Origin of the sequence: Bordetella genomosp. 7 (assembly GCF_002261265.1) — a bacterium.
In the GTDB taxonomy this organism is placed as follows: Bacteria; Pseudomonadota; Gammaproteobacteria; order Burkholderiales; family Burkholderiaceae_B; genus Bordetella_A.
Genome location: NZ_NEVK01000003.1, coordinates 100538 through 114261 on the forward strand (window position 1 = coordinate 100538; position 13724 = coordinate 114261).

The following is a 13724-nucleotide window of genomic DNA, read 5'->3' on the forward strand; positions in this document are numbered from 1 at the left end:
CCATGAGCAGGCATCAGGCGCGCAAGCGTTTCGGACAACACTTCCTGACCGACGACAGTGTGGTCGAAGGCATCGTGCGCGCCATCGCCCCGGCGCGCGACGACCTGGTGGTGGAAATCGGGCCGGGCCTGTCCGCGCTCACCCAGCCATTGCTGCGCAGCCTGGCGCACCTGACGGTCATCGAAATCGACCGTGACCTCGCCGCGCGGCTGCGCACTCAGTATCCGCCCGAACGGCTGACCGTGATCGAGGCCGACGCGCTGACGGTCGACGTGGCGAGCCTGGGGGTGGGGCTGCGGGTGGTGGGCAACCTGCCGTACAACATTTCCAGCCCGCTGCTGTTTCACTTGATGCAGGCAGCCGACACGGTGCGTGACCAGCATTTCATGTTGCAGCGTGAAGTGATCGACCGTATGGTCGCCGTGCCGGGCAGCGCCGACTACGGCCGCCTGTCGGTCATGCTGCAGTCGCGCTACCGCATGGAAAAGCTCTTCGACGTGCCCCCCGAGGCCTTCGATCCGCCTCCGCAGGTGGTGTCGGCGGTGGTGCGCATGGTGCCCTTGCCCGCCGACCGCCTGCGCCCTGCGAGCGACGCCGCGTTGCAGGCCGTGGTGGCGCGCGCCTTTGCACAGCGCCGCAAGATGCTGCGGCGCGCGCTGGGCGATTGGGCGCCCCTCGTGCCCTGGGAAGAACTGGATATTGCGCCCACCGCGCGCGCCGAAGAAGTCGGGGTTGATAAATTCATCCGCCTGGCCGATGCGCTGCTTCAAGCCGGCGCGCCAGGCCTGGCATAGCGAAACGGGCGGCGCGCGCGGCGCCGCCGTTGCGCCCCATGTGGTGCGCCCGATAACCTTGCCCTTTAAAGCATGCGCTTGCCGGCCGCCAGCCATAGCTGCATGACGTCGCGAGCCCGGTCGCACAGGTACTGCGCCGCGTTGTCGCATGCCTGTTCCAACGTGACCGGCCCCGGCGCCAGGCTGAAGGCGGCTGTAATGCCGCCGGCATGCAAGGCCGGGTAGTCTTCTCCTAATGATCCGGCCAGCGCCACCACCGGCACGCCGGCCTGTCGCGCAATGCGGGCCACCCCCGCCGGCGTCTTGCCGCGCAAGGTCTGGGCGTCCATGCGGCCCTCGCCGGTAAAGGCCAGCGCAGCGCCTTCCATGGCCTGGGCCAGCTTGCCGAGTTCGGCCACGACCTCGACGCCCGGGCGGAAATCGGCGTTCAGGAAGGCGTGGGCCGCATAGCCCAGGCCCCCTGCCGCGCCCGCGCCGGGCGCGTGGCGGGGGTCGCGTCCCAGATGGCTGGCGCATAGGTCGGCCAGCCGGGCCAGGCCGCTGTCCAGCAGCGTCACCTGGTCGGGCGTGGCGCCCTTTTGCGGCCCGAATGTATGGGCAGCGCCTTGCGGGCCGCACAACGGGTTGTCGACGTCCGAAGCGATTTCGATCCGCACCTGTGCCAGGCGTGCATCCAGTTGCCCGGTGTCGATGCGGTGCAGCTGCGGCAGCGCGCCGCCGCCGGGCGGCAGGTCGCGACCCTGCGCGTCAAGAAAACGCACGCCCAGCGCGGCCAGCAGGCCGGCGCCGCCATCGGTGGTAGACGAGCCGCCCAGGCCCAGGATCACCCGGCGTGCGCCTGCATCCAGCGCCGCGCACAGCAATTCGCCCACGCCCCGGCTGCTGGCGCGCAGGGGATCGCGTTGCGCAGGGGGAGTCTGCTCGAGCCCTGCGGCCGCCGCCATTTCGATGACGGCCGTGCCGTCGTCCAGCCACCCCCAGGATGCCTGCACGGGTTCGCCCAGGGCGCCGCGCACCTGGCTGGTGCGCCATTGGCCTCCGGTGGCCGCCAGCACGGCCTCTACCGTGCCCTCGCCGCCGTCGGCCATGGGTATGCACACCGTGCGGGCGCCGGGATAAGCTTGCTTTACCCCGCGCGCGATGGCCGCCGCGGCGTCGGGGGCGGACAGGCTTTCTTTGAACGAGTCGGGCGCGATGACGATCTTCACGGAGTGGGTGGCTGGTTGACAACGGTGGAGGACGGAACGGCTCCATAATACCCGCGGCGCCGGTCTGCGTCGTACCATAGGGCTTTCCTTGTCAGCCAGGGGTAGTCCATGTCTGTTATGCGCCGCACCAAAATCGTTGCCACGCTCGGTCCGTCCACGTCCACGCCCGAGCAGCTGGAAGCCCTGGTGCGTGCGGGCGTGGATGTGGCGCGCCTTAATTTCTCGCACGGCACGGCCGACGATCATCGCGAGCGGGCCCGCCTGGTGCGCGAGATCGCGGCAAAGCAGGGGCGCTTTGTGGCCATCATGGGCGACCTGCAAGGCCCCAAGATCCGTATCGCCCGTTTCGCAGACAGGCAGGTCGTGCTGCGGGCGGGCCAGCCATTCACCTTGTCCAACAGCCACCCGAAGGAAGCAGGCGATTCCACGATAGTCGGCATCGACTACCCCGAACTGGTGCAAGACTGCCAGCCCGGCGACGAACTGCTGCTGGATGACGGGCGCGTCGTGCTCGTGGTTGACCGCGTGGCCGATGACTCGGTGCATACCACGGTCACGGTGGGCGGCCCGTTGTCCAATAACAAAGGCATCAATCGGCGGGGCGGGGGGCTGTCTGCGCCCAGTCTTACCGACAAAGACCGCGCCGACATCCTGGTGGCGGCCGAGCTCGAGCTCGATTATGTGGCCGTCTCGTTTCCGCGCTATGGCCGCGACATCGAAGAAGCGCGGCAACTGGTGCGCGCCGCAGGCAGCCAGGCGTGGATCATTGCCAAGATCGAACGCGCAGAAGCGGTGGCCGACGACGAGGCGCTGGATCTGCTGATCCGCGCCAGCGATGGCGTGATGGTGGCGCGCGGCGACCTGGGCGTCGAAGTCGGCGATGCCGAATTGGTGGGCATCCAGAAGCGCATCATCCAGCATGCGCGCACGCTCAACAAGGTGGTGATCACCGCCACCCAGATGATGGAATCGATGATCTCCAGCCCCTTGCCCACACGCGCCGAAGTATCGGACGTGGCCAATGCGGTGCTCGATTACACCGACGCGGTCATGCTGTCGGCCGAAAGCGCGTCCGGCCAGTATCCGGTCGAAGCCGTCCAGGCCATGGCGCGCGTGTGCCTGGGCGCCGAAAAGCACCCGACTACCACGCGTTCGCACCACAGGCTGGGCGAGACATTCTCGCGCTGCGACGAAACCATTGCGCTGGCGGCCATGTACGCGGCCAACCACTTTCCGGGGGTCAAGGCGATCATCGCGCTGACCGAAAGCGGGCACACGCCGCTGATCATGTCGCGCATCCGCTCGGGGGTGCCCATTTATTGTTATAGCCCCCACCGGATCACCCAGCATCGGGTCGCGATGTTCCGCGGCGTGTATACGGTGCCGTTCGACGCGTCCGCCTACGACCCGGCCGACCTCAGCACCGCCGCCATCGACGAACTGAAAAAACGCGGCCGCGTGCAGCCGGGCGACTGGGTCATCCTGACCAAGGGCGATTTTTATCGCGACAGCGGCGGCACCAACGGCATGAAGATCCTGATGGTGGAGTAAGCATCAGCCTCGCGTTCTGGCGTCAGGCGCCGCCTGGGGCGAGGATGCGGGTCGGTTGAGCGGTGTCTGACACCCTTCGGGAGTCAGACACCTATCTGCATGGCGGACATGGGGCGTCGCTTGAGCGGTGTCTGACAACCTTTGGGAGTCAGGCAGCTATCTGCATGGCGGACATGGGGTATCGCTTGATTGGTGTCTGACAACCTTTGGGAGTCAGACACCAATCTGCATGGCGGATGTGGGGCGTCGCTTGATCGCTGCTTGGTCGGTGTCTGACTCCCGAAGGGTGTCAGACACCCGCCATGCATTAATCGGCGTCGATGGGGGCGGCCAGATGGAACAGGCCGTCTCCGCGGGCGCACAGCGTGGGAAAGCGGCGGCACGACACAATGCCGTCTGCGCTGAAATGCAAAGAAAGAGGTTCGGCCAGCGGATCGTCGATTGAATACAGGCGCAGCGCGGCCTGCCCGGCACGCACGTGTTCGCCCACCTTGGCAAGCGGTTCCATCATCCCCGCGCAGGGCGCGTAGATTGCGTGGCGCGGCCCCAGCGACGTGAGCAGTTGCGTGGGCGGCGCGGGCTCGCATGCAAGGTCGGGCGCGATGCCGTAGTGGCGCAGTACGCGGCGCACGCCTTGTTCGGCAATCTCGAGCCCGGCGGGGTCCAGCGTCGCGCCGCTGCCCAGTTCCGTGGTCAGTGCCGGTATGCCACGCCGAGTGGCGGCCGCGTAGAGGGTGGTGGCGCCGCCGCCGCCCGAGCCTGTGGTCAGCACGCTGTGAGGCGCGCCAAAGGTGGTCAACAGTGTGCGCAGGGCGGCGCCCTGCGCCGCGTCCGTCACGCGTTGGGCAAGGGCGGTGTGCGCATAGTCCAGAGAGCGCCCGCCGGAATGCACGTCTATCACCACGTCCGCCATGGGAAACAGTACGCTGTCGACGTAGTGCGCAATCATCTCGGTCACGTTGCCGTTGGCCCGGCCGGGAAAGACGCGATTCAGGTTGCCCTCGTCCACGGGCGAGACGCGCCTGCCTGCGGCTGCCGCAGGGTAGTTCAGCGATGGGATGATGATGACGCGGCCCCGCAGCGCTTCGGGACGCAGTGCCTGCGCCAGTTTGCGCAGGGCGATCTGCCCCTCGTATTCGTCGCCGTGGTTGCCTGCCGTCAACAGGGCGGTGGGCCCTTCGCCATTGCGGATGCAGATGATGGGAATCTGGATCATGGCATAGGCCGACAGGTCGACCGAGTGCGGCACGTGCAGGTTGCCGGCTTGCTTGCCATCCAGGTTGAAATCAATGTGGGTCCAGATGCGGCTGGGTTCCGCCATGGTGGTTCCTTGCTAGGGTAGCGAGCCTATAACAACTGGCTCAAGAACTGCCTGGCTCGCGGGTGCGCGGGGGCCGTAAAGAACGTTTCGGGATCTGCCTGCTCGACTATGCGCCCGGCGTCCATGAACACCACCCGGTCGGCCGCGGTGCGCGCGAAATTCATTTCATGGGTGACGCAAATCATCGTCATGCCTTCCTTGGCCAGGTCGGTCATGACGTCCAGCACTTCTTTGATCATTTCCGGGTCCAGCGCCGAGGTGGGTTCGTCAAACAGCATGACCTTGGGGTTCATGCAAAGTGCGCGCGCGATGGCCACACGCTGTTGCTGGCCGCCGGACAGCTGGCCTGGATACTTGTCCTGCTGCTCGGGAATGCGTACCCGCGTGAGATAGTGCCGCGCGATGTCCTCCGCCCGAGCCTGGTTCATGCCGCGCGCCTTGCGCAGCGCCAAGGTGCAGTTCTGCAGCACGGTCAGGTGCGGAAATAGGTTGAAGTGCTGGAATACCATGCCTATGTCGCGGCGGATGATGTGCATGCGCGGAGTATGCCTTCCGACTTCCAGCCCATTGACTTCGATGGTGCCGCTGTCGTGCGTCTCGAGTTGGTTGACACAACGTATCAGCGTGGATTTTCCTGACCCGGATGGTCCGCAGACCACGATGCGTTCGTTGGGCCGCACGGTCAAGTCGATGTCGTGCAATACCTGAAAGTTGCCATACCATTTTTGCAACCCGGCTATGCGCACGGCCGGCGCGGAGGAGGATGAAGTCATGTTCTGTGTCCTTGGCGTGACCTAGCGCTGGTGGGCAACCTGCAGGCGCCGCTCGAGCCGGCGCACGAAGAAGTTGATGCACAGCGCCAGGATCAGGAAAATGATGCCGACCGACACCATGGGCTCGGCGTAGCGGAACGAGTCCGCGCCTACTTCCATGGCGATGCCCAGCATCTCGGGCACGGCGATCACGGCCAGGTAGGGCGTGGCCTTCAGCGCCGACACGAAGTAGTTGCCCATGGGCGCGGCGATATTGCGCAGCATCTGCGGCAGTATTACCGACAGGATAACGTCGCGGCGTCGCAGGCCCAGAGCCTTGCCGGCTTCGAACTGGCCCGCGTCGATGCTGTCGATGCCGCCCTTGAATACCTCGGCCAGGTAGCCGCTGTAATAGATCGACAGGCCAAGCACGCCAGAGGCAGCTGCCGGCAGCGTCAGGCCGTACACCGGAAGCACGAAATAGATGAAATACAGCTGGACCAGTACCGGCGTGGACCGGATGGCGTCGATGATGAAGCGCATCGCGTAGCCGAGCCAGCGGTTGCTGCGGCGCAGGATCTCCAGGGCAAAACCGAGCACGGCGGCGCCCAGAGATGCTGCCACGGTAATCCACAGCGTGGTGCCCAGCCCCCCCAGGATTACGGGCACCACCGAAACGGCGAATTCTGGATCAAATCTCACGGTTGCCTCGACTTTGCACCTGCACGCGGCGTTCGAGGTAGCGCCCGAACAGCGTGGCGGGGTAGCAGACGATCAGGTAAGCCAGCATCAGGGCGCTGTACACCCCCACGGGGTTGTATTGCAGTTCGGCAATCTGCTTGGCCCGGAAGGTCATGTCGGTGAGCGTGATCAGCGATACGATCGCGGTGCCCTTGACCAGTTGGATGAACTGGTTGACGAAGGTGGGCGTCATGGCCGATAGCGCCTGTGGCAGCTCGATCAGCCACAGGATATGCAGCCGGTGCAACCCCAGTGCGCGCCCGGCCTCGACCTGGCCCCGGTCCAGCGACTGCAGCGCGGCCCGCACGGCCTGGCTGCCGTAGCCGCCGATGTTCAGCCCCAGGGCCATTGCGCCCACCGTCATGCTGGACAGCCGTATGCCGAAATCGGGCAAGGCGTAATACAGCACGAACAGCAGGATCAGAACGGGAGAGCTGCGCCAGAACTCGATCAGGCAAGTGACGGCAAGCCGGACAGGGCCTCGCGTGAAATACTGCAAGACCCCTGTCACCAGGGCGAACGGCACCGCCCACATCATGCCGTACAGCGTTACCAGCGCCGTGACACGGAACCCCTCGAGAATGCCGGCAAGAATGTCGAAACCTTCCATGGAGTCATCCTGATCTATGAATCAGAACTCGCCGGCGCAGACCTTTTGCGTGGTCACCGCCGGGTCCACCTTGTCGTCATCGGTAAAGCCGTATTTCGCGCGGAGCTTGTCCACCGTGCCGTCGGCTTTCAGCGCTCGCAGCTGCTCGTCGTAAGCGTCGCGCAACGCAGTGTCGTCGGACCGGAACGCAATAGCCGTGTACATCATGGCCGGCACGCCGTTACGCACCAGGCCCGTGAATGGCTGGGCGCGTTCCACCCCCTGCAGTTTGGGATCTTGCAGCAGCCCGACTACGCTGGGAGCCGAAAGCGTGGCCGCGTCGACGCGGTCTGCCAGCAGCGCCGACAACATGGCTTGCGCGTCGCCCAGGTAAGTTATCTGCGAGGTGGGCACACCGGCGTCGATGGCGTTCCTGGTGTTGAGCGTGCCGCGTCCGCCGGCCAGGCGCACCTTGGCATTGGCCACGATGTCGGCGTAGCTGTGCAGCTTGAGCGGGTTGCCCTTCTTGACGATGAGGCTGTCGCCCACGGCCAGGTCGGGCTCGCTGAACACCACCACCTTGCAACGCTCGGGCGTAATGGCGATGCCGGAAGCCACCATATCGAAGCGGCCCGCGTTCAGGCCCGGGATCAATGCGCCGAATTCGGTAATGACGAAGTCCACCTGCTTGACACCCAGGCGTTCGAATGCGGCGCGGATGAGGTCGGGGTGAAAACCTGCCGCGGATCCATCTTCGGCCCGAAAGCCCCACGGCTGGCGATTGTGGATGCCGATCGTGACCGTCTTGCTTTCCAGGATATCGTCTTTGGTGTCTGCCCAGGCCGTGCTGCCCAGCAGCGTAGTGGCGATGGCCAGGCAGGCGGCCTTGCTCGCGAGTTTGGAGATCATGATGGTTTTCCTCTTGGACTGTGGTTTTATCGCGGCGGGCCGCGGCGGGTGGTGCTGGTCAACGAAAACTCATGCGCGCGCCCTGGCGTAGGCCGCCAGGGCGTTCTGCAGGTCGTTCTGCAGCGCGCCGCAGTCTTCCAGACCGATGGAAAGGCGTACCAGCGGCTGGTCGGTGGCCGGGTACAGGCGCGCACACTGCAGTTCGGCGGGATAGAAGGCTGCCAGACTGTGTACGCCGCCCCAGCTCGCGCCGATGGAAAAATGCTTCAGCGCGTCGAAGAACGCGCGATAGGCCTGTTCCGGCGCAGGCACGAGCTGCAGCGAGAACAGGCAGCCCGGGCTGCGGTAGTCGCGCTTCCATAGCCAGTGGCCGGAGTCCGACGGCAACGGGGGATACCACACCTTTTCCACGAGCGGTTGCTGCGCCAACCACGCAGCGATGCGCAGCGTCGATTCGCCTTGGGCATTCACGCGCAGCTCCAGGGTCTCCAGCCCGCGCAGAACCAGGAAGCAATCTTCCGGGCTGACCTGCTGGCCCAGCGTGCTCTGGGCGTCGCGCAGCACGGCGTAGTGGCCGGCGTCGTTGGTGGCGATGCTGCCCATCAGCACATCGGAATGCCCGCTGAAGAACTTGGTGGCGGCTTCGACACTGAAATCCACGCCATGGTCCAGCGGACGAAAACCCAACGGGCTGGCCCAGGTGTTGTCCATCATGGTCAGCACCCCGCGTCCGCGCGCAATGGCGGCAATTGCCGGGACGTCGCACATTTCCATGGTCAGGCTGCCCGGCGATTCCAGGCAGATCATGCGGGTGTTGGGGCGGATCTGCTTTTCGATGTCGGCGCCTATGGCGGGCGCGTAGTACTCGACGTCCACCCCAAGCGAGGCCAGCCACTTGTCGGCCAGCGCAGACAGCGACCCGTAGCAGGCTGCCGACAGCAGCAGATGATCGCCCGCGCGCACGTAGGCCAGCACCGTCGTCATCAAGGCGGCTGCACCCGATGGTGTAATGACGCAGTGCGTGCCGTTCTCGAGCGCCGCGATGCGGTCTTCGAGCAGGCGAGCCGTGGGCGTGCCCGTCACGCCATAGCTGTAGCCGTCGGGTTGACGATGCTTGCGAGCCGCGAAGTCGTCCAGGGTATCGAACACCACCGTGGATCCGCGCCAGACGGCAGGAGACAGGCTGGCATAGGCACGGCCGGCGGGGGAAGGCTTGTCAGGGGAAAAGGGCATGGGCAGAAACCGCTGTCGTCATCTATTGCGATGGCGCAGTTTGGGCCGCGCATACTATTATTTCAATACTTAAGTTTACTTAATCGATAAGTGCAAGTTATGGATATGCGGGACATCCAGATCTTCCGGGCCGTGATGCGGGCTGGCACGACCAGCAAGGCGGCCGTGCTGCTGAATATCTCGCAGCCCGCGGTCAGCCAGGCCATCCGGCGGCTCGAATCAGACGCGGACCTGCGCCTGTTCGACCGCGTGCGCAACCGGCTCGTGCCGACCCAGGAGGCCGACGCCCTGCTTATCGAGGTGGACCGGTGCTTTGCCGGTTTCGAGCAGATCGAGCATCGCATCCGCAGCCTGAAGTCGTTCGGTGTAGGCCGCATGGCAGTGGGGGCGCTGCCGGCCCTGGGCGCCGGTTTCATGCCGCGTGCGATCGCGGCGTTCAATCCCACTTCGCGGCGTGTGCAGATGTCCTTCCAGATCATGAGCTCGCGCGAGGTACTGCAGCAAGTCGGCGCCGGGCAGCTGGACTTCGGCCTGATGGCCGATGAGATTGCGGTGGTCGGCCTGGAGCATTCGCCCTTTATCGAAATACCGGGCGTGATTGCCATGACGCCTGAGCATCCTCTGGCCCAATGCGCGACGGTGTCGCCCGAGGCGATCGTGCAGCACGACTTCATCGTGTTGAACCCGGAAGACGCGAGCCGCCGTCGGCTTGAAGGAATGCTGGCCGATCGCGGGCTGGCATTGCGGCCGGTACTCGAAACGCCGTATGCCTTTTCAGTTTGCGAACTGGTACTGCGCGGCATGGGTATCGGCCTGATCCATCCGATGACGGCGGTGGACTATCTGCCGCGCGGGTTGGTCATCAAGCGACTGGACATTGACGTGGCGTTCCGGTCACTGCTGGTTTTCCGTCCGGGCAAGCCGTTGTCGCAGAATGCCCGCGACCTGCTGAGCATTATGCGCATACAGGCCGAGCGCGATCTGGCGGTGATCAAGCAGGCGTTGCGCTGAACCGCAGCCGGGCAAACTACCCGAAGAACCAGTAGCAGACCCCGATGGAAGCCAGCACGCCTGCCAGGTCGGCCGCGAGCGCGCAGCCGACGGCGTGGCGCGCGCGCAGAATGCCCACGGACCCGAAATACACGGCCAGCACGTAGAACGTGGTTTCGGTGCTGCCTTGCATGACGGCGGCAAGCAGGGCAGGGAAGCTGTCTGCGCCGAAGTGTTCCATGGTTTCCAGCATCATGGCGCGGGCCGCGCTGCCCGAAAAAGGTTTGACCAGCGCCGTGGGCAGGGCGTCGACAAAGCGCGTGTCCCATCCGAATGCCTGGACCATCCAGCGTACGCCTTCCAGGGCGATGTCCAGGGCGCCGGAAGCCCGCAGTACTCCCACGGCGCACAGCATGGCCACCAGGTAGGGCAGCAGGCTCTTTGCCACGTCGAAGCCGTCTTTGGCGCCGGCGATAAAGGTTTCGTACACGGGCACGCGCTTATACGCGCCCACCAGCATGAAGGCGAGCAGCACGCCGAACAGGGTGACGTTGCCCAGCAGCGATGAGAGGCTGGCAAGGGCGGCGGCCGACAGGCCCGCCAGGAAGGCCATGAACCCGCCCAGGGCCAGGGCCGCGCCGCCCAGCCAGGCCAGCGCCACCGGGTCGTGCAGCTTCAGGCGCTGGCACGCCGCCACGGTAAGCAGGCCGGCGAGCGTCGAGGCGCTGGTGGCCAGCAATATCGGCAGGAACACCAGGGTGGGGTCGGCGGCGCCCTGCTGCGCGCGGAACATGAAGATCGTCACCGGCAGCAGTGTCAATGACGAGGCGTTGAGCACCAGGAAAAGGATCTGCGCATTGGTGGCGGTTTCCGGGGCCGGGTTCAGCGTCTGCAATTCGCGCATGGCGCGCAACCCGATGGGCGTGGCGGCGTTGTCCAGGCCCAGCCCATTGGCGGCGAAGTTCAGGGTGATGAGCCCGATGGCCGGATGGCCGCGCGGAACTTCAGGCATCAGCCGTGCGAACAGCGGCCCCAGCAGCGCAGCCAGCTTTTCTACCAGGCCGGCGGCTTCGGCAATGCGAAGAAAGCCCAGCCACAGCGTCAGGGTGCCGAACAGCAGCACCATGACTTCGACCGAGACGCGCGCCATGTCGAAAAGGCTGGCGACGATGTCGCGAAAGACATCGACGTCGCCCAGCGCAAACCAGCGATACAGGCCCGCCGCGGTGGCGGCCAGAAAAAAACCCAACCAGAGCTTATTGAGCATGATGGAACACAAGGGCTGCGTGGAAACCGCCTGCCGCGGCGACGCCCATTGTCGCAGACTTGGCCCGCCGGGGATGCCAACGCCGTGCCGATTCTGTTAACTTGCCCGGGTACGTGCATTTCACAAAAGGCTGATATGGACTTCAATGCCTGGCGGCGGCGCCGCATATCCGATCCTGCATACCGCTGGGCCCGCAAGGCGATGCCGGGCCTGTCCGACACCGAGCGCGACGCCATCGAGGCGGGCGACGTCTGGTGGGATGCCGATCTGTTCACGGGCGACCCCAACTGGAACACCTTGCTTGCCGTGCCGCAGGCCACCCTGACGGCTGCCGAACAGCAGTTCATCGACGGCCCCGTGGCGCAGCTGTGCGCCATGCTCAACGAATGGGACATCACCTGGTCTTACGGCGATCTGCCCGAACCCGTGTGGCGCTTCATGCGCGAGCACCGGTTCTTCGGCATGATCATCCCCGAGTCATACGGGGGCCTGGGTTTCTCGCCGTACGCGCATTCCGAAGTCGTGCGCCGCATTTCCGCCTATTCCGTCACGGCCGGCGTCACCGTGATGGTGCCCAATTCTCTGGGGCCGGGCGAACTCCTGTTGCAGTTCGGAACGCGCGCACAGCGCGACTACTGGCTGCCGCGCCTGGCAGACGGCACCGAAGTGCCTTGCTTCGGGCTCACCAGCCCCGAAGCGGGCTCGGACGCGGCCTCGATGACCGACACGGGCGTAGTGTGCCGCCAGGTGATCGACGGCCAGGAAGTGCTGGGCATCAGGCTGAACTGGCACAAGCGCTACATCACCCTGGGGCCGGTCGCCACGGTGCTGGGCCTGGCGTTCAAGCTGTACGATCCCGACGGCCTGCTCGGCGGGCCCGCCGACGTCGGTATTTCGGTGGCGCTGGTGCCCACGGATGCGCCGGGCGTCACGATCGGCCGCCGGCACCTGCCGTCCATGCAGGCGTTCCAGAACGGCCCCAACCAGGGCAAGGATGTGTTCGTGCCCATCGATGCCCTGATCGGCGGGCCGGCCAAGGCGGGGCAGGGATGGCAGATGCTGATGAGCGCGCTGGCGGCCGGGCGCGGCATTTCGCTGCCGTCGCTGTCGGCCGCGGCGGCCGTCTATTGCGCGCATGTCAGCGGCATGTATGCCCGCGTGCGGCAGCAGTTCGGCATTGCCGTGGGCCGCTTCGAAGGCGTGCAGGAGAAACTGGCCCGCCTGGCAGCCAACGCATACCAGGTCGAGGCGGCGCGCCGCCTGACGTGCGCCGCCCTGAACCAGGGCCACAAGCCGGCCGTGGTGTCGGCCATCATGAAATACCACGCCACGGAACGCATGCGCGAGTCGGTCAACGACGCCATGGATATCCATGGCGGCAAGGCCGTCATCGACGGCCCGTCCAATTACCTGGGCCCGTTGTACCGCGCCGTTCCTATCGCCATTACCGTCGAAGGGGCCAATATCCTGACCCGTTGCCTCATCATCTTCGGTCAGGGCGCCGTACGGGCGCATCCGTACCTGATGCGCGAAATCATGGCGCTGGGCGATAGCGACGAGGCCCGAGGCGCCCAGGCGTTTCACGAGGTTTTCTGGAAACACCTGGCCCACGCCGCATGCAATGCGTTGCGGGCCTGGGGGCGCGCCTGGACGGGCGGCCTGCTGGCGCGGGCGCCCGCCACCGGTCCCACGGCGCGCCACTACCGGCGGCTTGGCCGCTATGCGTCCGCCTTCGCGCTGCTGGCCGACGCGGCCCTGGGGTCAATGGGCGGTGCGCTCAAGCGCCGCGAGATGCTGTCGGCTCGGCTGGGCGACATCCTGTCCGAGCTCTATCTGCTTTCGGCCGTGCTCAAGCGCTGGGAAGACGAGGGACGCCGCCATGCCGACCTGCCGCTGGTGCACTGGTGCATGGATGACGGCTGCGCGCGGCTCGAAGCCCGCATCGACCAGGTGCTGGCCAACCTGCCGGCGCGGCCATTGGCGTGGCTGCTGCGCGCCATGGTGCTGCCGGTACGGCTGAATCGCGGCCCCGGCGACGCACTGACGCGCGAATGCGCTGACCTGCTGCTGGCGCCATCGCCCACGCGCGACCGCCTGGCGGCCGACCTGCAGCGCGGCGACGGGGCCGACGTGCTCGCCCAGCTCGAAAGAGCCTTCTCGCTTGTCAATGCCGTCCAGCCCCTGCACGACCGGCTGCGCCGCGAGGGCGTGCGCGACTGGCGCGATGCCCATCGCGGCGGCGCGATCACCGATGAGCAGGCGCGCCAGATCCAGGCCGCCGAAGAGGCGGTGGCGCAGGTGGTGGCGGTGGATGATTTCGCGCCAGGCGAATTCGCGCGGGCGGCGCCCACGCAAGCCTAGCTTCGTCA

12 protein-coding genes are annotated in these 13724 nt (G+C 66.0%); 4 read left to right on the forward strand and 8 right to left on the reverse strand.

All coding sequences use genetic code 11. The annotated features are described in order from the left end of the window. The first annotated feature begins 2 nt into the window (after nucleotides 1–2). On the forward strand, nucleotides 3–794 hold the full coding sequence (gene rsmA, locus CAL19_RS02800) for a 16S rRNA (adenine(1518)-N(6)/adenine(1519)-N(6))-dimethyltransferase RsmA (RefSeq protein WP_026640993.1): 792 nt from the start codon (nucleotides 3–5) through the stop codon (nucleotides 792–794). Between the two features lie 65 nt (nucleotides 795–859). Here the strand turns inward: rsmA and CAL19_RS02805 are convergent, their stop codons facing one another. Beyond that, nucleotides 860–2002: a glycerate kinase gene (locus CAL19_RS02805; RefSeq protein WP_094795973.1), complete on the reverse strand. Its 1143-nt coding sequence runs from the start codon at nucleotides 2000–2002 to the stop codon at nucleotides 860–862. Nucleotides 2003–2110: 108 nt separating this feature from the next. Here CAL19_RS02805 and pyk point away from each other — a divergent pair, with 108 nt between their 5' ends. Next, nucleotides 2111–3553, forward strand: coding sequence for a pyruvate kinase (gene pyk / locus CAL19_RS02810; protein WP_094795974.1), 1443 nt, complete (start codon nucleotides 2111–2113; stop codon nucleotides 3551–3553). Between the two features lie 307 nt (nucleotides 3554–3860). Here pyk and CAL19_RS02815 read toward each other — a convergent pair whose 3' ends face one another. The 6 genes from CAL19_RS02815 to metC form a co-directional block, all read right to left on the reverse strand. Beyond that, nucleotides 3861–4874: a succinylglutamate desuccinylase/aspartoacylase family protein gene (locus CAL19_RS02815; protein WP_094795975.1), complete on the reverse strand. Its 1014-nt coding sequence runs from the start codon at nucleotides 4872–4874 to the stop codon at nucleotides 3861–3863. Between the two features lie 26 nt (nucleotides 4875–4900). Next, nucleotides 4901–5647 (reverse strand): amino acid ABC transporter ATP-binding protein, encoded by a 747-nt coding sequence (locus CAL19_RS02820; protein WP_094795976.1) that lies wholly within the window; start codon nucleotides 5645–5647, stop codon nucleotides 4901–4903. 21 nt (nucleotides 5648–5668) lie between these two features. Further along, nucleotides 5669–6328 carry an ectoine/hydroxyectoine ABC transporter permease subunit EhuD gene (ehuD, locus tag CAL19_RS02825; RefSeq protein ID WP_094795977.1) on the reverse strand — a complete coding sequence of 220 codons (660 nt, stop codon included), beginning with the start codon at nucleotides 6326–6328 and terminating at the stop codon, nucleotides 5669–5671. After that, on the reverse strand, nucleotides 6318–6977 hold the full coding sequence (locus tag CAL19_RS02830; RefSeq protein WP_026640987.1) for an amino acid ABC transporter permease: 660 nt from the start codon (nucleotides 6975–6977) through the stop codon (nucleotides 6318–6320). The genes ehuD and CAL19_RS02830 overlap by 11 nt, the downstream gene beginning before the upstream one ends. A gap of 21 nt (nucleotides 6978–6998) precedes the next feature. Beyond that, nucleotides 6999–7865 (reverse strand): ectoine/hydroxyectoine ABC transporter substrate-binding protein EhuB, encoded by an 867-nt coding sequence (gene ehuB, locus CAL19_RS02835; protein WP_038852585.1) that lies wholly within the window; start codon nucleotides 7863–7865, stop codon nucleotides 6999–7001. A gap of 69 nt (nucleotides 7866–7934) precedes the next feature. Continuing rightward, nucleotides 7935–9098: a cystathionine beta-lyase gene (gene metC, locus CAL19_RS02840; protein WP_094795978.1), complete on the reverse strand. Its 1164-nt coding sequence runs from the start codon at nucleotides 9096–9098 to the stop codon at nucleotides 7935–7937. Between the two features lie 99 nt (nucleotides 9099–9197). Here metC and CAL19_RS02845 point away from each other — a divergent pair, with 99 nt between their 5' ends. Beyond that, on the forward strand, nucleotides 9198–10109 hold the full coding sequence (locus CAL19_RS02845; RefSeq protein WP_026640984.1) for a LysR substrate-binding domain-containing protein: 912 nt from the start codon (nucleotides 9198–9200) through the stop codon (nucleotides 10107–10109). A gap of 16 nt (nucleotides 10110–10125) precedes the next feature. Here CAL19_RS02845 and CAL19_RS02850 read toward each other — a convergent pair whose 3' ends face one another. Further along, complete coding sequence (locus CAL19_RS02850; RefSeq protein ID WP_026640983.1) at nucleotides 10126–11355, reverse strand: nucleoside recognition domain-containing protein; 1230 nt, start codon at nucleotides 11353–11355, stop codon at nucleotides 10126–10128. Nucleotides 11356–11490: 135 nt separating this feature from the next. On the opposite strand from CAL19_RS02850, the gene CAL19_RS02855 reads away from it, so the two are divergent. Beyond that, a complete protein-coding gene (locus tag CAL19_RS02855) occupies nucleotides 11491–13716 on the forward strand; it encodes an acyl-CoA dehydrogenase (protein ID WP_081745759.1) in 2226 nt (741 codons plus the stop codon). Nucleotides 13717–13724 lie beyond the last annotated feature (8 nt).

What these genes read in the sequence shown, in the direction of transcription:
- rsmA (WP_026640993.1), top strand. Translation starts at nt 3, where the DNA reads ATGAGCAGGCATCAGGCGCGCAAGCGTTTCGGACAACACTTCCTGACC.
- pyk (WP_094795974.1), top strand. Translation starts at nt 2,111, where the DNA reads ATGTCTGTTATGCGCCGCACCAAAATCGTTGCCACGCTCGGTCCGTCC.
- CAL19_RS02815 (WP_094795975.1), bottom strand. Translation starts at nt 4,874, where the DNA reads ATGGCGGAACCCAGCCGCATCTGGACCCACATTGATTTCAACCTGGAT.
- CAL19_RS02820 (WP_094795976.1), bottom strand. Translation starts at nt 5,647, where the DNA reads ATGACTTCATCCTCCTCCGCGCCGGCCGTGCGCATAGCCGGGTTGCAA.
- CAL19_RS02830 (WP_026640987.1), bottom strand. Translation starts at nt 6,977, where the DNA reads ATGGAAGGTTTCGACATTCTTGCCGGCATTCTCGAGGGGTTCCGTGTC.
- ehuB (WP_038852585.1), bottom strand. Translation starts at nt 7,865, where the DNA reads ATGATCTCCAAACTCGCGAGCAAGGCCGCCTGCCTGGCCATCGCCACT.
- metC (WP_094795978.1), bottom strand. Translation starts at nt 9,098, where the DNA reads ATGCCCTTTTCCCCTGACAAGCCTTCCCCCGCCGGCCGTGCCTATGCC.
- CAL19_RS02845 (WP_026640984.1), top strand. Translation starts at nt 9,198, where the DNA reads ATGGATATGCGGGACATCCAGATCTTCCGGGCCGTGATGCGGGCTGGC.
- CAL19_RS02850 (WP_026640983.1), bottom strand. Translation starts at nt 11,355, where the DNA reads ATGCTCAATAAGCTCTGGTTGGGTTTTTTTCTGGCCGCCACCGCGGCG.
- CAL19_RS02855 (WP_081745759.1), top strand. Translation starts at nt 11,491, where the DNA reads ATGGACTTCAATGCCTGGCGGCGGCGCCGCATATCCGATCCTGCATAC.